The organism is Roseovarius sp. Pro17 (assembly GCF_035599575.1).
GTDB lineage: Bacteria > Pseudomonadota > Alphaproteobacteria > Rhodobacterales > Rhodobacteraceae > Roseovarius.
Genome location: NZ_CP141179.1, coordinates 3435447 through 3451537, shown reverse-complemented (window position 1 = coordinate 3451537; position 16091 = coordinate 3435447). Strand labels below are relative to the sequence as shown.

General features: G+C 63.6%; 9 protein-coding genes. 3 read left to right on the top strand and 6 right to left on the bottom strand.

The features are described 5' to 3' along the window. Positions 1–13: 13 nt before the first annotated feature. Positions 14–1120 carry a chorismate synthase gene (gene aroC, locus U3654_RS16640; protein ID WP_324752644.1) on the top strand — a complete coding sequence of 369 codons (1107 nt, stop codon included), beginning with the start codon at positions 14–16 and terminating at the stop codon, positions 1118–1120. A gap of 37 nt (positions 1121–1157) precedes the next feature. Here the strand turns inward: aroC and U3654_RS16635 are convergent, their stop codons facing one another. The 3 genes from U3654_RS16635 to U3654_RS16625 all read right to left on the bottom strand — a co-directional run bounded on the left by U3654_RS16635 (position 1158) and on the right by U3654_RS16625 (position 4691). Further along, positions 1158–2753 (bottom strand): thiamine pyrophosphate-binding protein, encoded by a 1596-nt coding sequence (locus tag U3654_RS16635; RefSeq protein ID WP_324752643.1) that lies wholly within the window; start codon positions 2751–2753, stop codon positions 1158–1160. After that, entirely contained in the window at positions 2753–4201 is a 1449-nt protein-coding gene (locus U3654_RS16630; RefSeq protein WP_324752642.1) for a TrkH family potassium uptake protein, read from the bottom strand. Before U3654_RS16630 ends, U3654_RS16635 begins: the two co-directional genes overlap by 1 nt. Positions 4202–4265: 64 nt before the next feature. Next, the gene (locus U3654_RS16625) at positions 4266–4691 is read right to left on the bottom strand and encodes a PaaI family thioesterase (protein ID WP_324752641.1); all 426 of its coding nucleotides are present in this window, start codon (positions 4689–4691) and stop codon (positions 4266–4268) included. 130 nt (positions 4692–4821) lie between these two features. On the opposite strand from U3654_RS16625, the gene rpe reads away from it, so the two are divergent. After that, on the top strand, positions 4822–5514 hold the full coding sequence (rpe, locus tag U3654_RS16620) for a ribulose-phosphate 3-epimerase (RefSeq protein WP_324752640.1): 693 nt from the start codon (positions 4822–4824) through the stop codon (positions 5512–5514). A 6-nt stretch (positions 5515–5520) separates the two neighbouring features. Here the strand turns inward: rpe and pbpC are convergent, their stop codons facing one another. Together pbpC and U3654_RS16610 are read right to left on the bottom strand one after the other, a co-directional pair. Further along, the gene (gene pbpC / locus U3654_RS16615) at positions 5521–7557 is read right to left on the bottom strand and encodes a penicillin-binding protein 1C (protein WP_324752639.1); all 2037 of its coding nucleotides are present in this window, start codon (positions 7555–7557) and stop codon (positions 5521–5523) included. A 4-nt stretch (positions 7558–7561) separates the two neighbouring features. Further along, positions 7562–12970: an alpha-2-macroglobulin family protein gene (locus U3654_RS16610; RefSeq protein WP_324752638.1), complete on the bottom strand. Its 5409-nt coding sequence runs from the start codon at positions 12968–12970 to the stop codon at positions 7562–7564. A 143-nt stretch (positions 12971–13113) separates the two neighbouring features. Between U3654_RS16610 and U3654_RS16605 the strand changes: the two genes are divergently transcribed. Further along, entirely contained in the window at positions 13114–15306 is a 2193-nt protein-coding gene (locus tag U3654_RS16605; RefSeq protein ID WP_324752637.1) for a response regulator, read from the top strand. Between the two features lie 7 nt (positions 15307–15313). Here the strand turns inward: U3654_RS16605 and yaaA are convergent, their stop codons facing one another. Further along, on the bottom strand, positions 15314–16069 hold the full coding sequence (yaaA, locus tag U3654_RS16600; RefSeq protein ID WP_324752636.1) for a peroxide stress protein YaaA: 756 nt from the start codon (positions 16067–16069) through the stop codon (positions 15314–15316). Positions 16070–16091: the final 22 nt, after the last annotated feature.

Sequence of the window (16091 nt, the reverse complement as noted above, 5' to 3'; positions counted from 1 at the left end):
AAGGAGCCGCGCCATGAGCCTCAATACTTTCGGACATATGTTCCGCGTTACGACCTGGGGCGAAAGCCATGGACCAGCGTTAGGCGCGACGGTTGATGGATGCCCGCCGGGCGTGGCGTTGGACGAGGCGACGCTGCAGCAGTGGCTGGACAAGCGGCGCCCCGGCCAGAACAAAAACATGACCCAGCGGAATGAGCCTGACGCGGTGCAGATCCTGTCTGGCGTGTTTGAGGGCAAGACGACCGGCACGTCCATACAATTGATGATCGAAAACACCGATCAACGCAGCCGCGATTACGGCGATATCGCCAACACGTTCCGACCCGGTCATGCCGACATTACCTATCACCAGAAATACGGGCTGCGCGATTATCGCGGCGGCGGGCGCAGTTCGGCCCGCGAAACGGCGGCGCGTGTCGCCGCTGGTGGAATTGCCCGCGCGGCGCTGGACCAGTTGGTGCCGGGCGTTCAGGTCAAAGGCTACATGACGCGCATGGGGGCCATGACGCTGAACCGTGCGCGGTTTGACTGGGACGCGATTGAGGGCAACGATTTCTGGCTGCCCGACAGTGACGCCGCGCCCGAGTGGGAGGCGTATTTGCAAAAGCTGCGCAAGGCCCACAACTCGGTCGGGGCGATTGTCGAGGTGGTCGCGCGGGGCGTGCCTGCGGGGCTGGGCGCGCCGGTCTATGCCAAGCTGGATACCGATCTGGCTGCTGCGATGATGTCTATCAATGCGGTGAAGGGTGTCGAGATTGGCGAAGGAATGGCAGCGGCCGAGCTGATGGGCACCGACAACGCCGATGAGATTTACATGGGCGCGAACGGGCCGGAATATAGCAGCAATCATGCAGGCGGTATCTTGGGCGGTATTTCGACCGGTCAGGACATCGTCGTGCGGTTCGCGGTCAAGCCGACCTCGTCGATTCTCAGCCCGCGCAAGTCGATTCGCATGGATGGCAGCGCGACCGAAGTGGTCACAAAGGGCCGTCACGATCCCTGCGTCGGCATCCGCGCGGTGCCGGTGGGCGAGGCGATGATGGCCTGTGTGCTGCTGGATCATCTGCTGCTGCATCGCGGGCAGACAGGCGCGATAGGTCCCGTGGGGCGCATCGGCTGATTTGCCGGGAAAACGCGCGCTTTCCCGGCACTTTGCGTTAGCTGTCCTTCATATTGCCGGTCATGTAGATCAGCGTCGGGCCATCGGCCTTGAACGCCGCTGTCACGGCTTTTTTCAGTGCTTCCAACGTTTTCGGCGCTTCGGCTTTGGCCCCGTAGGCTTTTGCCAATGCGCAGAAATCGGGGTTGTGCGCGATTACCGAATTGGGCGCAATCTGCGCGGCAACCATGCTGTCCTCGATCTCTTTCAGCTTGCCATTGTCCCATAGCAGGATCGGCAGCGGCTGTCCCAGTTCGACCGCTGTTCCCAGTTCCTGCACGGTGTATTGGAAGCCGTAATCGCCTGCGATAATCACCGTAGGCAGGCCGGGCCGGGCCGCTGCGCCGCCGATACCGGCGGGCAGAGCATAGCCCAGTGTGCCAAATCCGTAGGGGTGGTGCCAGTGGCCGGGTCGATCCATGTCCCAGAATTCTTTGCCCGCATAGGCGAACTGAGTCATGTCCGAGAAGAACATCGTGTCCTCGGGCATCACTTCGCGCAATGCGTCGCAGATGCGCGCGATGCCGGGGCGTTCGGAATCCGCTTCCGCGCGCCAGCGTTTGCGCGCCTTGGTGATCTCGTCGGCGGTCCATGACGTGTCGGCGCTATGACCCTCGATGGCAGCGTTCAGCCCGGTGAAAAAGTCATTTGCGTCCATCGGGACGGCGATGCTGCCCGGCTCTTGGCCCAGCACTTCGGGGTCGATATCGACGCGGATCATCTGTGCGGTATGCTCCAGCTTGTCACGCCAGAGGTCCGTCTCGGACAATTCGCTGCCGACGACGATCACCAGATCGGCGCTTGCGGCGACCTTGGCGGTTTCAGGCCGACCCAGATAGCCACCGAAATGCAGCGGGTCGTCCTTGATCGAAATGATGCCACGCCCGGCGTCTGTCGGAAAGCTGGCTGCCTTGAGCGTCGTCAGGGCACGCCGCGCCTGTTCAGAGGCGCGCACAGCGCCACCGCCGAGGATAAAGAGCGGGCAATTGGCCGCCATGATCTGGCCCGCGATACCCTCGGGCAGGACGTGGCGCACCGGCTTGAGGCTGGGCGGTTTGTCAGGCGCGGCCTTGGCTTCGCCTTCCAGCGCGGCGATGGGTACCTGAATATGCTTGGTGCGGGGACGCTTTGTCTGAAACTCGCTCAGCGCGCGGTCGATCAGCGTATAGGCCGCATCCGCGTTGTTCGCGGTGTAGGACCAGTCGGACACGGTCGCACCCGCCGCTTGCTGATCCAGCATTTGATGCAACTGACCGCGCGTCGCGGCGGTATCGTCAAGGCACGAGGACAGCACCAGCACCGGCACGCTGTCGGAATAGGCCTGTCCCATCGGCGTCATGGTGTTGCACAGGCCGGGTCCAGTGATGACATAGGCGATACCGGGCTTGCCGCTGGCGCGGGCGTATCCGTCGGCCATGAAGCCCGCGCCCTGTTCGTGCCGGGCCAGGAAATGACGGATGCCCGCCTCTTCGATGCCGCGATACATTTCCTGATTGTGGACGCCGGGGATGCCAAAGATTGTGTCAACGCCCCGCGATTTCAGCATGTGCGAGATTTGTGCGCCCAAGGGGCGAGTGTGGGATGTATCAGACATCAGATCCTCCAGAATGATACGGTGAATATGGCATAGACGACGACCAGCTCCAACCGGCCGATCAGCATGGCGGTGGTCAGGATCCACTTGGCCGTGTCGTTTAGCGTTACGAAGTTGCCTGCAGGGCCGATCGTGTCGCCCAGACCGGGGCCGATATTGCCCAGCGCGGTCGCGGCACCCGAAATGGCGGTGGTGAAATCAAGGCCCGTGAGGCCGAGCAGCACCGAGATAAGGCCGAGGCTGACGGTAAAGAAAACAAAGAACGACATGACCGAACTCAGCACGTCGTTGTCCACAGCACGCCCCGCATAGCGCGGTGTGAACACGCCATGCGGCGTGCGGATGCGGGCCAGTTGTACGCGGATGGATGCGAACAGCAGTTGATAGCGAAAAATCTTGACCGAGCAGGCCGTCGATCCGGCGCAGCCGCCGATCAGCCCGGTAAAGAAAAAGATCGAGACAGCGAAAGGCCCCCAGAGCATATAATCTTCGCTGGCATATCCGGTGCCGGTAATGATCGATACGACGTTGAACAGCACCTCGCGGAATGTCTCTTCGGTGAAATGCTGACGCTGAAAGAATTGCCACATGGTCAGCACGCCGACGATGCAGCTGATCGTCGTGAAAAAGCCGCGCACCTGCGGGTCGCGTAGCAGGGGCTTTGCAGTGCCTGCGGTCAGCTGCACGAACCGCACAAAGGGCAGTGCCGACAGCATCATAAAGATGACCGCCACATATTCAGCCGAAGGGTGAAGCGCGCCAAAGGAGGCGTCGTAGTTCGACATGCCGCCGGTCGCAACGGTCGTCATGGCATGAACCGTGGCGTCGAATGCGGTCATGCCGGTGGCGATGTAGGACATGATGCAGGCCAGCGTCATGCCCAGATAGATCACGGAAATGCGGCTGGCGATCTCACCCGCGCGTGGCAGTATCTTGCCCATCGTGTCGAACGATTCGGCCTTGAATATCTGCATGCCGCCGACCCGCAGTTCGGGCAGGAACACCATGGCGACGACGATGATACCGATCCCGCCCAGCCATTGCATGATGCCGCGCCACAACAGCAGTCCCTTGGGTAACGTATCCAGCCCCTCGACCACGGTCGAGCCGGTCGTCGTCAGTCCCGACATCGCCTCGAACACGGCGTCTGTAAAATCGAGGCCGGTCGCCCCCAGCATGAAGGGCAGCGCGCCAAAGACGGGTAGCACGACCCATACGCCAGTCGTCAGCAGGAAGGTCTGGCGAATGGTCAGCCCTTCGCCCACCCCGTTGCGGCACGCACCTGCAACAAGGCCGCCGATCAGGATCGTCAGGATCGAAGACTGCGCGAAAACATGCCAGTGGCCGCGGCTCTCGGCGATATCCACCACGAGCGGCAGTAGCATGGCAAGGCCCAGCGCCATGGCCGTCAGGCCGATAACATATCCCACCGGGCGCAGATCCAACATGGGGGCGAGCGTTGGCGCGACCTTCGCCCCGTGTCAAGCGCGATCAGGTGGTTACGTGGTGGCCTCAGCCAGTCAGCGGCCCGCTTCGATAGCGAAAAACGCCAGTGGCGGTGGCCGCTAGGGTGCCCGTCTCGTCCGTCACCCGCGCCTCGGCAAAGTAGGTCTTGCGCCCGCCGCCGATGCGCTTGGCCGTGGCGATGATCCGCTTGCCTTGCAACTGGCCGACATAGTTGACCGTCATCGACAACGTCAGGGCGTTTTGTTGCGCGCCCGGCTCGCCTGTGTAGCATCCCGCATAGCCCATGGCCGTGTCCAGCAGCAGCGCGTGGACGCCGCCATGCAGCAGTCCTTGGCGATTATGCAGATGCTCTGCAAAATCCAGCTCGACCTGCGCGTGATCGCGCGACCATTCGGTGAGCTGATATCCCAGATGGGTTTGCAGGCCGGATGGGGATTCCAGCAGCGCGGGGTCGATGGGGGCGTCGGTCATGGGCTGGGCCTTTCGTCACGGGTTGCGACGACAGGTGGCACAATCCGGGCCGCGCTGCAATCGGGCGGCCTTGACCTTGGGCGGGGTTAGGCCCCATCTAAGCCCCATCAGCCACACCGGAGCCAGCCATATGACATTCGACCGCCAGATCAGGATCGCCCCCTCAATCCTCTCCGCAGATTTCGCCAATTTCGGGCAGGAGATTCGCGCGATCGAGGCCGAGGGCTGCGATTGGGTGCATGTCGACGTGATGGACGGGCATTTCGTGCCAAACCTCACCTTCGGCCCGCCCCTGCTCAAGGCGATTCGCCCGCATATTCAGACCGTCATGGACGTGCATCTGATGATCTCGCCGGTGGATGCCTATATCGATGCCTATGCCGATGCAGGCGCTGATATCCTGACCGCGCATCTTGAGGCAGGCCCGCATATCCACCGCACGTTGCAGGCCATTCGCGGGGCTGGTTGCAAGGCCGGGCTGGCGCTGAACCCCGGCACGGGGCTGGACGCGGTGCCGCATTTGCTGGACATGATCGATCTGGTTTGCGTGATGACAGTCAACCCCGGCTTTGGCGGGCAGAAATTCATCCATAGCCAGATTGAAAAGGTGCGGTCCCTGCGCGCCATGATCGGCGACCGGCCTATTCATATCGAGATCGACGGTGGCATGACTCCCGAAACCGCGCCTTTGATGGCGGCGGCTGGGGCCGATGTGTTTGTTGCTGGCTCGGGTGTGTTCAAAGGTGGCAGCGTCGACAATCCTGCGCCTTATGGCGAGAATATGCGCGCCATTCGCGCTGCTGCCGAGGGCGCGCTGGGTTAACCGACATCAATCCAGCCGAATATTCACCCGCGCGCTGCGCCCCAGCGCGTCGATGACCGATATCTGGCTGAATCCCGCACCTAGCCCCGGCAGGCTGGCCTGTGGCACCTGCACGCCGGTCAGCATCGGCTGGCCGTTTGCCATCCATGTATAAGGCGGCTTGCCGCCGCGCACCTTGACCGGCAGGCCTGCGCCGAACTCGGCCAGCGTCGCGCCTTCGGGCGGAAAAATCAGCTCGGGCGCGCCGGGATCCGGGGCAAAGACCGCGCTGCGCCCAGTAAAGCGACGTAGCGGTTGCGGCAGTTCGGCGGTCGAGACAATCAGCGTTTCAGGCGGGGGCGCGGGCAGCGGATCGGGCGCGGGCTTCAGCCGCTGGAACGCCTCGAACAGGATCGGCGCGGCCAGATCGCCGCCGAACGCGCCCGGCACCGGCGTGCCGTCAGGCCGCCCGATCCAGACACCCGCCACATGCGCGCCGTCATAGCCCAGCGCCCAGGCATCGCGATGGCCGTAGGAGGTGCCGGTCTTGTACGCCAACGTCCGGCTGGGGGCATTGGGAGGGGGCGTCAGGCCCGCGAGGATATCGCCCACCTGCCACGCGGCAGAGCGGCTGAGGATGGGGGTGGGGCTCGCGTCCCCCTCGCCCTGCCGCCAGTGAAGTGGAATCGCCTCGCCGCCCCGCGCGAGAGCGGCGTAGAGTTGCACCATATCCGACAGCGTAATACCGATACCGCCCAGCGCGACGGCGAGGCCCGCGTGATCGCCGGGCAATTCGGGATGCATCCCGGCGCGGCGCATCGTGTCCATCAGATGGGCCGGGCCGATTTCGTCCATCAGGCGCACGATGGGGATATTCAGCGATTGGCGCAGGGCGTCTGTCACGGTCAGTTCACCGCGAAAATGGCCGTCAAAATTCTGCGGCGCGTAACCGCCGAAACGCACGGGTGCGTCGTTTATCAGTGTTTGCGGATGCGCTAGACCCCGATCAAAAGCCATGCCGTAAATCACCGGCTTCAGCGTCGATCCGGGCGAGCGTAGCGCCTGCGTCATGTCGACAAATCCCTGCCGCGCGCCCGAATCGTAACCGGCGGACCCGACAGAGGCGAGGATATCTCCGCTGCGATGATCGGCCAGCACGATCGCGACCGACACCGCGCTGGGCAGACCGCGCACCGCACGGGCGGCAAGCGTCTCAAGCTGGGCCTGAAGCCGGGCGTCGATGGTCAGATCATGGCGCAGCGCGCCGGGCGCGTCCGCGATGGCGCGGTCCGCCAGATGCGGCGCGAGGGCGGGAAAGGGACGGCGCGCGCTGGGCACCGGGTCCAGCTTGGCGGCGCTTGCGGCCTCATCGCTCAGTATGCCTTGTCGCGCCATGCGGTCCAGAACGCGGTCGCGCGCCACGCGTGCTGCATCGCGGTGCCGGTCGGGTCTGCGCGTTTCGGGCGATTGTGGCAGGGCCACCAGCAACGCCGCCTCGGCGGGGGTCAGGCGGGCAGGTTCCTTGCCGAACCACGCGAGGGTGGCGCCGCGGATGCCCTCGATATTGCCGCCATAGGGCGCGCGGGTGAGATAGATTTGCAGGATCTGATCCTTGGTCAACCGTCGCTCCAGCGCTAGCGCCAGCCGGATCTGGCGCGCCTTGCCCGCCCATTGGCCGGTGCTGCCATCCTCCATCAGACGCGCGGTCTGCATCGTCAGGGTCGAGCCGCCCGAAACGATGCCGCCGTTCCAAACGGCCTGCATCGCCGCGCGCAGCATGGCGCGTAGATCGACGCCGAAATGGCTGCGATAGCGGCGATCCTCGTAGGCAATCAGCATGTCGATGAACGCCGCATCCACCTGACCCGGCTCTAGCCGCCAGCGGCCATCGGCGACGGTATAGACGCGCAGCGTGCGCCCGTCGCGGTCCAGCACTTCGGTGCCGGTCGCACTCAGCAACGGAGGCATTGGCGTCGCATCTATCCAGCGATCCAGTGCATCGCGCCCGCCCGCCGCAAGGCCCAGCGTCAGGGCGAGTGCAAAGAGCCAACGGTGCGCGCGCATGGTGCTACTCGGTCACTGTCATCGCGCCGGTATCGGTATGGGCGCGATACTGGGGTCGATACATGTCTTCGACCGTGGCGGCCGGGTGATGGTAGCTACCGGGCGAGATAGCGCGCACGATATAGGCAAGGCGGAATGCCTCGTCTTCGCGCCAGTCGACGGCGGCGATGAAGCGGTCTGAGCGGAATTCGGTATGCCGCGCATATGCGGTCTTCAACCAATCCAGCGAGCGCACGTCGCCTGAGCGCAGAAGGTTCGGGTTATCGATCTCAAGCCCCGCAGGCAGCGGATCGTCAATGATCAGCCGCGCCTCGCTGTCCTCGAAAGGGGTGACGGTCAGAACGGTAACCAGCCGCGCGCCGGAGGGGACATTGACCAGCGTGATCTCGTTTCCGTCCATGTCGTAATACGTGCGCTCGATCCGGTAGCCATAGCCATCCGCCGGGCCGGGGACCAACGGCACGCCAAAGGTGGTCAGCGTGATGTCGGTGTCTGTCTGCGCGGTATTCTCGATCCGCTGGGGCGTCAGCGTCTCAGCCTCCAGCTTGCGGATGAACGGGCCGGTGACAGGATCGCCGTTCACGGTCAGGCCCTGCGATGAGCTGTCCTTGATCAGGGCATTTGCGGCCAGAAGGCTCCACGCCTCTTCCTGGGTGGACATGTGCGGGCCGTCGGTGTTCAGGCGGCGGGCCAGATCGGCGGCATCGCCCACCTCGCTGCCTGCCTCGACCAAAAGGGCCAGAACGCCAGCGCGGTCACGCGCGGCAGTGCCGTAATCCGAGCGCCAGACATGGCGGCCGTCGCTGTCATTCGCGCTTTTGTCCAGCGCCGCGCGGAACATGCGATCCGCGCGCGATTGATCCCCGTAGAAGGCCAACGCCGCGCCCAATTGTGCCTGCGCAAGCGGTGTTGCAAAGTCGCCGACCTTGACGTCGGCGTAATAGCGCAGATCGCCCATGCTGGCCGCACCTTCGCGGGCGAGGACCATCAGCGCGTAGGCGATATCTTCGCCGCCATTGTCGAAATCAGGGGCATAGTTCACGCGGTTGCGCAGGTTGTCCATCGCCATGGTAAAGGCGTGGTTGGGCACATCAAACCCTTCGGCGCGCGCGCGCGACAGGAAGTCGGCGACATAGGCGTCCAGCCAGAAATCACCCGATTCCGCGCGCCAGAGGCCGAAGGCGCCGCTGCCTGTCTGACGGGTCAGTACTTTTGCAACGGCCTGCTGCACGCGTTCCTGGATTCTGGCGTCATTTCCGAGGCCCAAGGCCGAGGCGACTTGGTTAAAGTAGATCAGCGGTAGCGCGCGGGACGTCGTCTGTTCGGTGCAGCCATAGGGGTAGCGGTTCAGCGATTGAAGCAGGCCGGGCACATTCAGCCGTGCCAACGCGCCCGCTGACATGACCGCCTCGCCCGTGCCGGGGCGATATAGCGCGAACAGGTCGTCCGTCAGGGTAAAGGTATCGCCTGCCGCCAACTCGAACCGCCGGGTTCCGGATACAGCAGGATCATTGGCGCGCACGGGCAGCGTCAGCGATTTGGTCAGCTGCCTGCCGTCCGGCGTAGTGAGGGCAATGCGGATGTCGTAATCACCGACCTCGCCTGCGGTGACGGGCAGGCGGAAGGTCTGCTTTTGCCCTTCGCCCAGATCGAAACCTGAGGGGATGTTGCCCGTCAGGGCCAGACCCGGCGCGGAAAGATCCAGACCGACGCGGCCCGTGGGTCCGGTGGCGTGGACAATTTCGAGCAGCATCGAGCTGGTATCGCCGGGCGCGAGAAAGCGGGGGACAGACGCGGTCAGCACCACGGGATCGCGCACGAGCACGTCGCGCTCGGCTTGGCCCACGCCCTTGGCGCTCCACGCGATGGCCATGAGGCGCACGGTGCCGTTGAAATCGGGAATGTCGAACTGCGCCTCGGCTGTGCCGTCTGCGCCGACGGTCAGCGGCCCGGTGAAGTAAGCGACCAACTCCTCGGTCGGCGGGGGCGATTTGCGCTGCATACCGTTGCCTGCATCCCCGCCCGAGCGTACGCGCCCGTCAGCGCCATTCATTGCGTCGATGAGACGTCCATAGATATCGCGGATCTCGACTCCTAGGCGGCGCTGGCCAAAGTAATGGTCGGATGGATCGGGGCTGTCGAACCCGGTCAGGTTCAGAATGCCCACATCGACGGCGGCCAGCGTGACATAGCCCGTCTCGCCCTCCAGCCCGTCGACCTTGACGGTGGCACTCAGCGGGCCGCGCGGGTCCGAAGTGTCGGGCGCGTCAATGGTGACGGCCAGCTGCCGTTCGCCCGGATCGATTTTCGCATAGGCCAGCCCCAGCGACCGCGCGGGGTTCTGCCCGGCGGAGACGTCCATCGGGCGGATCACCTGTGCGGTGACATAGGCACCTGCGCCCCAATCCTCGGTGATTTCGACGGGGATGACGTTTTCGCCCTCCGTCACTTCGACGGCTTGGCGCGAGATCACCCGGTTCGACATGACGGTGACCAGCGCTGTGCCAGAGTAACGCGGCACGATGCGCAGCCGCGCAGTGTCGCCGGGCGCATAGGTCTCAGAATCCAGCGATAACTCCAGCGTGTCGGGTGTCTGCCTGGCGTCGGCGGGGGCATACCAGCCTGCGTAGAACTGCGTCGAAGAAGCGACATAGGGGCCATCCGTGCGCTCGACCAGCAGCTCATACTGGCCCCAGTCCACCGGGGCGGAAACGGCGAGAGGCGCATCGCCCAGCATCCCATCGCCCGTGGCGATGCGGGTGCGGGTCGTGATCGGTTCCCAGTCCCAATTGCCGTATTGGCGATACCATTGATAGCGCGTCTTGACTCGGTTCAGGGTCCATTTCACCGGCATGTCGGTGCGGGTCAGGTCAGGCGCAACGGCGATCACGTCAAAGCGCGCCTCGCTGCCCTCCTGCACGACATCGTCAAAGGCGGGTTTGATGCCGATGATTGGCGCGTTGGGCGCGACCGTGCGGGTGATCTGCCGCTCGACCGGGCGACCCGATCCCTCGCGCAGGCGCACGACTGCGGTGGCAGTGTAGGGGCGATCGTCGCCTAGACCTTCGGGCATTTCCAATGGCAGGCTCAGCGTGCCGTCCGCCGCGGTGGTTTGTGTGTCCAAGACCGATACTTGCGGCCCGTCCGCGCTATCGTATCGGCCAAAGATGTAGCCGGGGAACCCATCGAGGTCGCGGGCAGGCCTCAGCACCAGCTCGCCCTCGGATTTCAGACCGCCACCGGGCGCACCAAAGAGGTATTTCGCCTCGATTTGCACCCGGGGCGGTGCATCGGCGCTGATCGTGCCGTCGGGCAGGGACAGGGTGAAATCAATGCGCTCAGGCAGGAAATCCTCGACCAGAAGCTGGGTCGACGCCAGCGCAGGCGCGTCCAGATCGGCCTTGATATCCAGCGTCCAGGTGCCGCGCGGAGCCGTTTCGCCCACTGGCAGGTTGAACACGTGGCCGCCCGCTGTGCCATCCGCCGATAGATTGCGGGTATATTCCACGCCGTCCGGGCGCGTCAGGATCGCTGTAAGCGGCAGGCCGGTTATCGCCTCGGCCCGGTCGTCGCGCGCCAGTGCGGTGGCATGGATCACTTCGCCTGCGCGATAGGCACCGCGATCGGTGGCAAGGAACACGTCGACAGGCGGTGCGGGCGCACGGCCCTCGACGCCGCGATCCGACAGATCAAAGGCGGGGTCGGTCAGCGACAGAAATGCCGCATCCTCATCGCCCTTCTTGGCGATGACCAACGCAGGCGCCGCCCCACCGGTGCCGCGCGTCAGGCCCGCGTCAAAGCGTACATGCCCGTCACTATCGGTCGCCGCCGTTCCCAGCACCGCATTGGCGCGCGACAGCAGCGTTACCTCGATCCCGTCCAGCGCATCCGCGCTGGCAAGGCTGCGCGCAAAGACGTTTAGCCCGTCGTTGCCCATCATTGTCGTCAGGCCCAGATCGGTCAGCACAAACCACTGGGTCGCGCCTGCATCATCGTAGGTTTCGACCCCTTTTATGCTGGCTGAAAGGGTGTAGATGCCCGGCGGCTGGTCCTTTAGCACGTCGCCCAGGGGCAGGCGGGTGGTCATGGTGCGGTTCAGTTCATTTTGAACCTCGCCCGTGCCGGTCCAAATGTCCTGCGCGATGTTTTCGGAAAACGAGTCTAGCGTATAGCCGTCCAGCGGGCGGCCAAAATAGCCGTCCTGAATGGCGCGCAAAAGGTTGCGATCGCTCACGCGGCGCAGGCTAAGCTGGACGGAATCGAGGTTCACCGTCTCGACCGGCAGGGCCGCGTCGGCGGCGCGGGGCAGCACGTAGGCGCGGCCCGGAAAGGCGACGTTAGGCTCGCGGTCGCGCACATATGTGGTGATCTCGATATCCTTGACCAGTGCCTGGCCATCGGCAGCGGGCAGCCCCTTGCGGAAGGTGATGCTATAGCGCTCGCCGTGCTGGACGCCGTCGATGCAGATCTGCCGCTTCTCAGGCTGCACGACCATGCCCGGATCAGGCACACGGACGAAGGGGGCGTAATCGGTCCCGGCCTCGATCAGATCCTCGGAAAACTCGGCACAGATACGCGGGGTCGCGGTATCGCTGTCAATGCTATTGTCGGTGATGCGGAAACCGTATTTCGCGACGGCAGCGTCCAGTTGCGACGTGACATCGGCACGCGGTTGCACTTCATAGGCGAGGCGCAGGGCCTGCACCATATCTCGGCCCCGATCGCCCCGCTCTAGCGCGTCAGCCATCACTAACAAGGCATTAATGCGCGCGCCGTCCGAAAGGGCGCGCAAATAGGCATTGGTACTGGCGGATATGGCCTGGCGGGTATGCTTGCTCTTGTCCTTGCCGATCCGGAGGGACAGGCGGGCGTAGTCGGTCCAATGTTCGCTCAGATCGCTGGTGGCGACGGCGGCCCCTGTCCAGCGCATGGCGTTCAGCATGTCACCGCCTGATTCGCGGTTCTGCGCGGCGGCGATCATCGCCTCGATCGTCCAAGCGCCGCCGGAATGAAGCCGCCCGATCTTGTCTGCCTGTTCGCGTGCTTGGCTCAGCGTGCCTGTGCCCAGAAAGCTCAGATCGTTCGCGCGTCCGTCGGACATTGCCAGCACCTGAGAGTCAGTCTCGACAACGCGCCCGGAATAGGCACCCTCGAACAGCTGCTGGTCGCTGACGGCGCTTTTGGGAAAGCAGGCGTTCGATTTGGTGTTGTAGGTAAAGGCGTGGCATTGGGGATCGCTGAGGCAGGCGTTCTGGCAGGCATCATAGGTGGTGTCAAACAGCGCGGTCAGGTCCGCGCCGTAGAAATCCACATCGGCTGTGATGACGGCGCGGCGCTCGGGGATTGCGGTCTGCGCTGTCAGGCCAGCCGCGAATAGCATGAAAAACATCGGCAAAATTATGTTGCGCAGCATCAAAGCCTCCTGACAGCCGTTGTCATATCGTGCCATGCGTCCGGGGGCGGGGCAATGATTCAACCCGCTCTCGTTAAAGAGATGTTCACTTTGCTGGCCCAATATCGCTTGCATCTTATGGATTGGCACGGCGGGGAATCGGCATGACGCTTGCCAACAAGCTGGCACAGGAGCGGCGCGCGCGCCTCGCGGCCGAGCGTCTGCTGGAGCAAAAGCAGGCCGAACTGCATGCGGCCAACCGCAAACTGGGCAAGCATGCGCGCGCCCTCTCGGATGAGATCGTCGTCACCCGTGCCAAGGTGCAGACGGTCGAGGATGAAAACGAGCGGGTGAAATCCGATCTGCATGTCGCCAACGAAAAGGTGCAGGTGGCCGAGCGGCGGCTGTGGCATTCAATCGAGACGATTCAGGACGGTTTCGCCTTTTTCAACGACAGCGGGCGCATGATCGCGGCCAATCCGGCCTATATGTCGGTATTCGATGGGCTGGAGGCGATCGAGCCGGGCATCAGCTATGTCGAGATCTTGCAACTGGCCACCGAGGAGGGGATCGTCGATATCGGCGACGATGCCCCCGCCGCGTGGCGCGAGACGATGCTTGACCGCTGGCAAAGCACCGACCCCGAGCCGACCGTGATCCGCCTGTGGAGCGGCGAATACATCAAGCTGATCGACCAGCGCGGCCATGACGGCGATGTGGTCAGTCTGGCGCTGAACATTACCTCAACGATCCGCTACGAGGAACGTCTGAAAGATGCCCGCGCCAAGGCCGAGGCGGCGAGCCGTGCGAAGTCGTCCTTTCTCGCCAATATGAGTCACGAAATCCGCACGCCCATGAACGGCGTCGTCGGCATGGCCGACCTGCTCAAGGATACCACGCTGACCGAAGAGCAGCGGCTATATGCGGACACGATCAAGAATTCGGGCGAGGCGCTGTTGGTCATCATCAACGACGTGTTGGATTATTCGAAAATCGAAGCCGAAAAGCTGGTGCTCAAGCCTGAGCCATTTGATCTGGAGCGCTGCATTCACGAGTTGATCATGCTGATGCAGCCCAAGGCGCGCGAGCAAGGGCTGGAAATTCTGCTGGATTACGATCTATTTCTGCCGACGCAGTTCATCGGCGATCCGGGCCGGTTGCGGCAGGTTCTGACGAACCTCATGGGCAACGCCGTCAAGTTCACCGAAAAGGGCCATGTGCTGATCCACGTGACGGGCGTCGCCGGGGACGACGGCACAGCGCGGGTGCATATCGCGGTCGAAGATACAGGCATCGGCATCCCTGCGGACAAGGTCGATCACGTTTTTGGCGAATTCAATCAGGTCGATGACGACCGTAATCGCCGGTTTGAGGGCACCGGGCTGGGCCTTGCCATCTCGCAGCAGTTGGTGCGGATGATGGGTGGGCGCATCTGGGTCGAAAGTGAGCTGGGCGTTGGGTCCACCTTTGGCCTTCAGATCACCTTGCCGTTGGTGGATGGCGCCGAAGAGCCGGGACCGATCGGGGGTTGCGGTGTGAGGCGCGCGCTGATCGTGGACGGGCGTGACGCGAACCGCCTGATCCTGGAAAAGCGGCTGAACCTATTGGGAATTGAAACGCAATGCTGCGCGGACGGCGCCGAGGCACTGGAGTGCATGGATGCGGGTGTCGATCTGGTCCTGACCGATCATCATCTCCCCGGCATTGACGGGCTGGAGCTGGCCGAGGCGCTGCGCGCGGCAGGCCATGACGCGCCCATCATCCTGCTGAGCGACAATACCGGCAATGCCGCGCAAGACCCGGCGCGCGTGCATCTTCATGCGGTGCTGCAAAAGCCGGTGTCGCGCCGCGATCTGTGCGCGGCGCTGCAATCGCTCACCGCGCCGGATGCCGCACAAATTTCGGAGGTCGAGGCCGAAGAGGCACCGCCTGAAACTTCCCTGCGCGCGCTGCGCGTGCTGGCGGCAGAAGATAACAAGACGAATCGGTTGGTTTTTTCCAAGATGGTCGGCACTCTGGATATTGAGCTGACCTTTGCCGAGAACGGCGTCGAGGCGGTTGAGCTATATCAGAGCTTTCAGCCCGATATCGTCTTTATGGATATCTCGATGCCCCTGATGGACGGCAAGGAAGCGACCGGGCATATCCGCGATCTGGAAAAGGAAAGCGGCGTGCATGTACCGGTAGTGGCGATGACGGCACACGCGATGGACGGCGACGATACCGACATCTTGGCGGCGGGCCTAGATCACTACCTGACCAAGCCGCTGCGCAAGGGCGCCATCCACGAGCGCATCATGGATGCCTGCCCGCCCGATGTGCGCCCGCCGAGCGCGCCCGTGGCTGAGGCGGGATAGCGCCTGTTCAGTCCGCTGCGCGCAGGAACGCAGGCTTGTCCTTTTCCGAGAGGTTTGGGCTGTGCTTGTAGCCGCCGGTGTCGAAATCCAGCAAGGCGTCGGCGTCTGTCAGCCGATTCTGGATGATGAACCGCGCCATCGCACCGCGCGCCTTCTTGGCGTAAAAGCTGACGATTTTCGGCGTGCCGCCTTTGTCTTCGAGGAACACAGGGGTGATGACCCGCAGTTTCAGCGCATCTCGGTCCACCGCGCCAAAATACTCCTGACTGGCGCAATTGACCAAAACGTCGCCTTTGACGTCGGCGGCGTGGCGGTTCAGCGCCTCGGCGATCCGGTCGCCCCAATACTCATAGAGCGATTTGCCCTTTGGCGTCTTTAACTTGCTGCCCATTTCCAGCCGGTAGGGCTGGATCGCGTCCAGCGGACGCAGCAGGCCATAAAGCCCGGACAGGATGCGCAGATGATCCTGCGCCCATGCCATTTCGTCCGCGTCTAGGCTGCCCGCCTCAAGTCCTTGATAGGTGTCTCCGGCAAAGGCCAGCGCGGCGGGCTTGCTGTCCATGTCGCCGAATTCGGCGAACCGCTCGACGTTGAGCTTGGCCAGATCGGCGCTGATATCCATCAGGTCTTGCAGGTCGGACTGGCTGAGTTTGCCGGCGACCTTTGCCAGTGCGTTGGCATCCTTGGTAAATCCGGGCACCGTGGCGCTTGCATCCGTGGGCGACATATCCAGTTTCTTGGCGGGCGAGATGACGACGAGCATGGGAAATTCCTTTCGGGTTGCC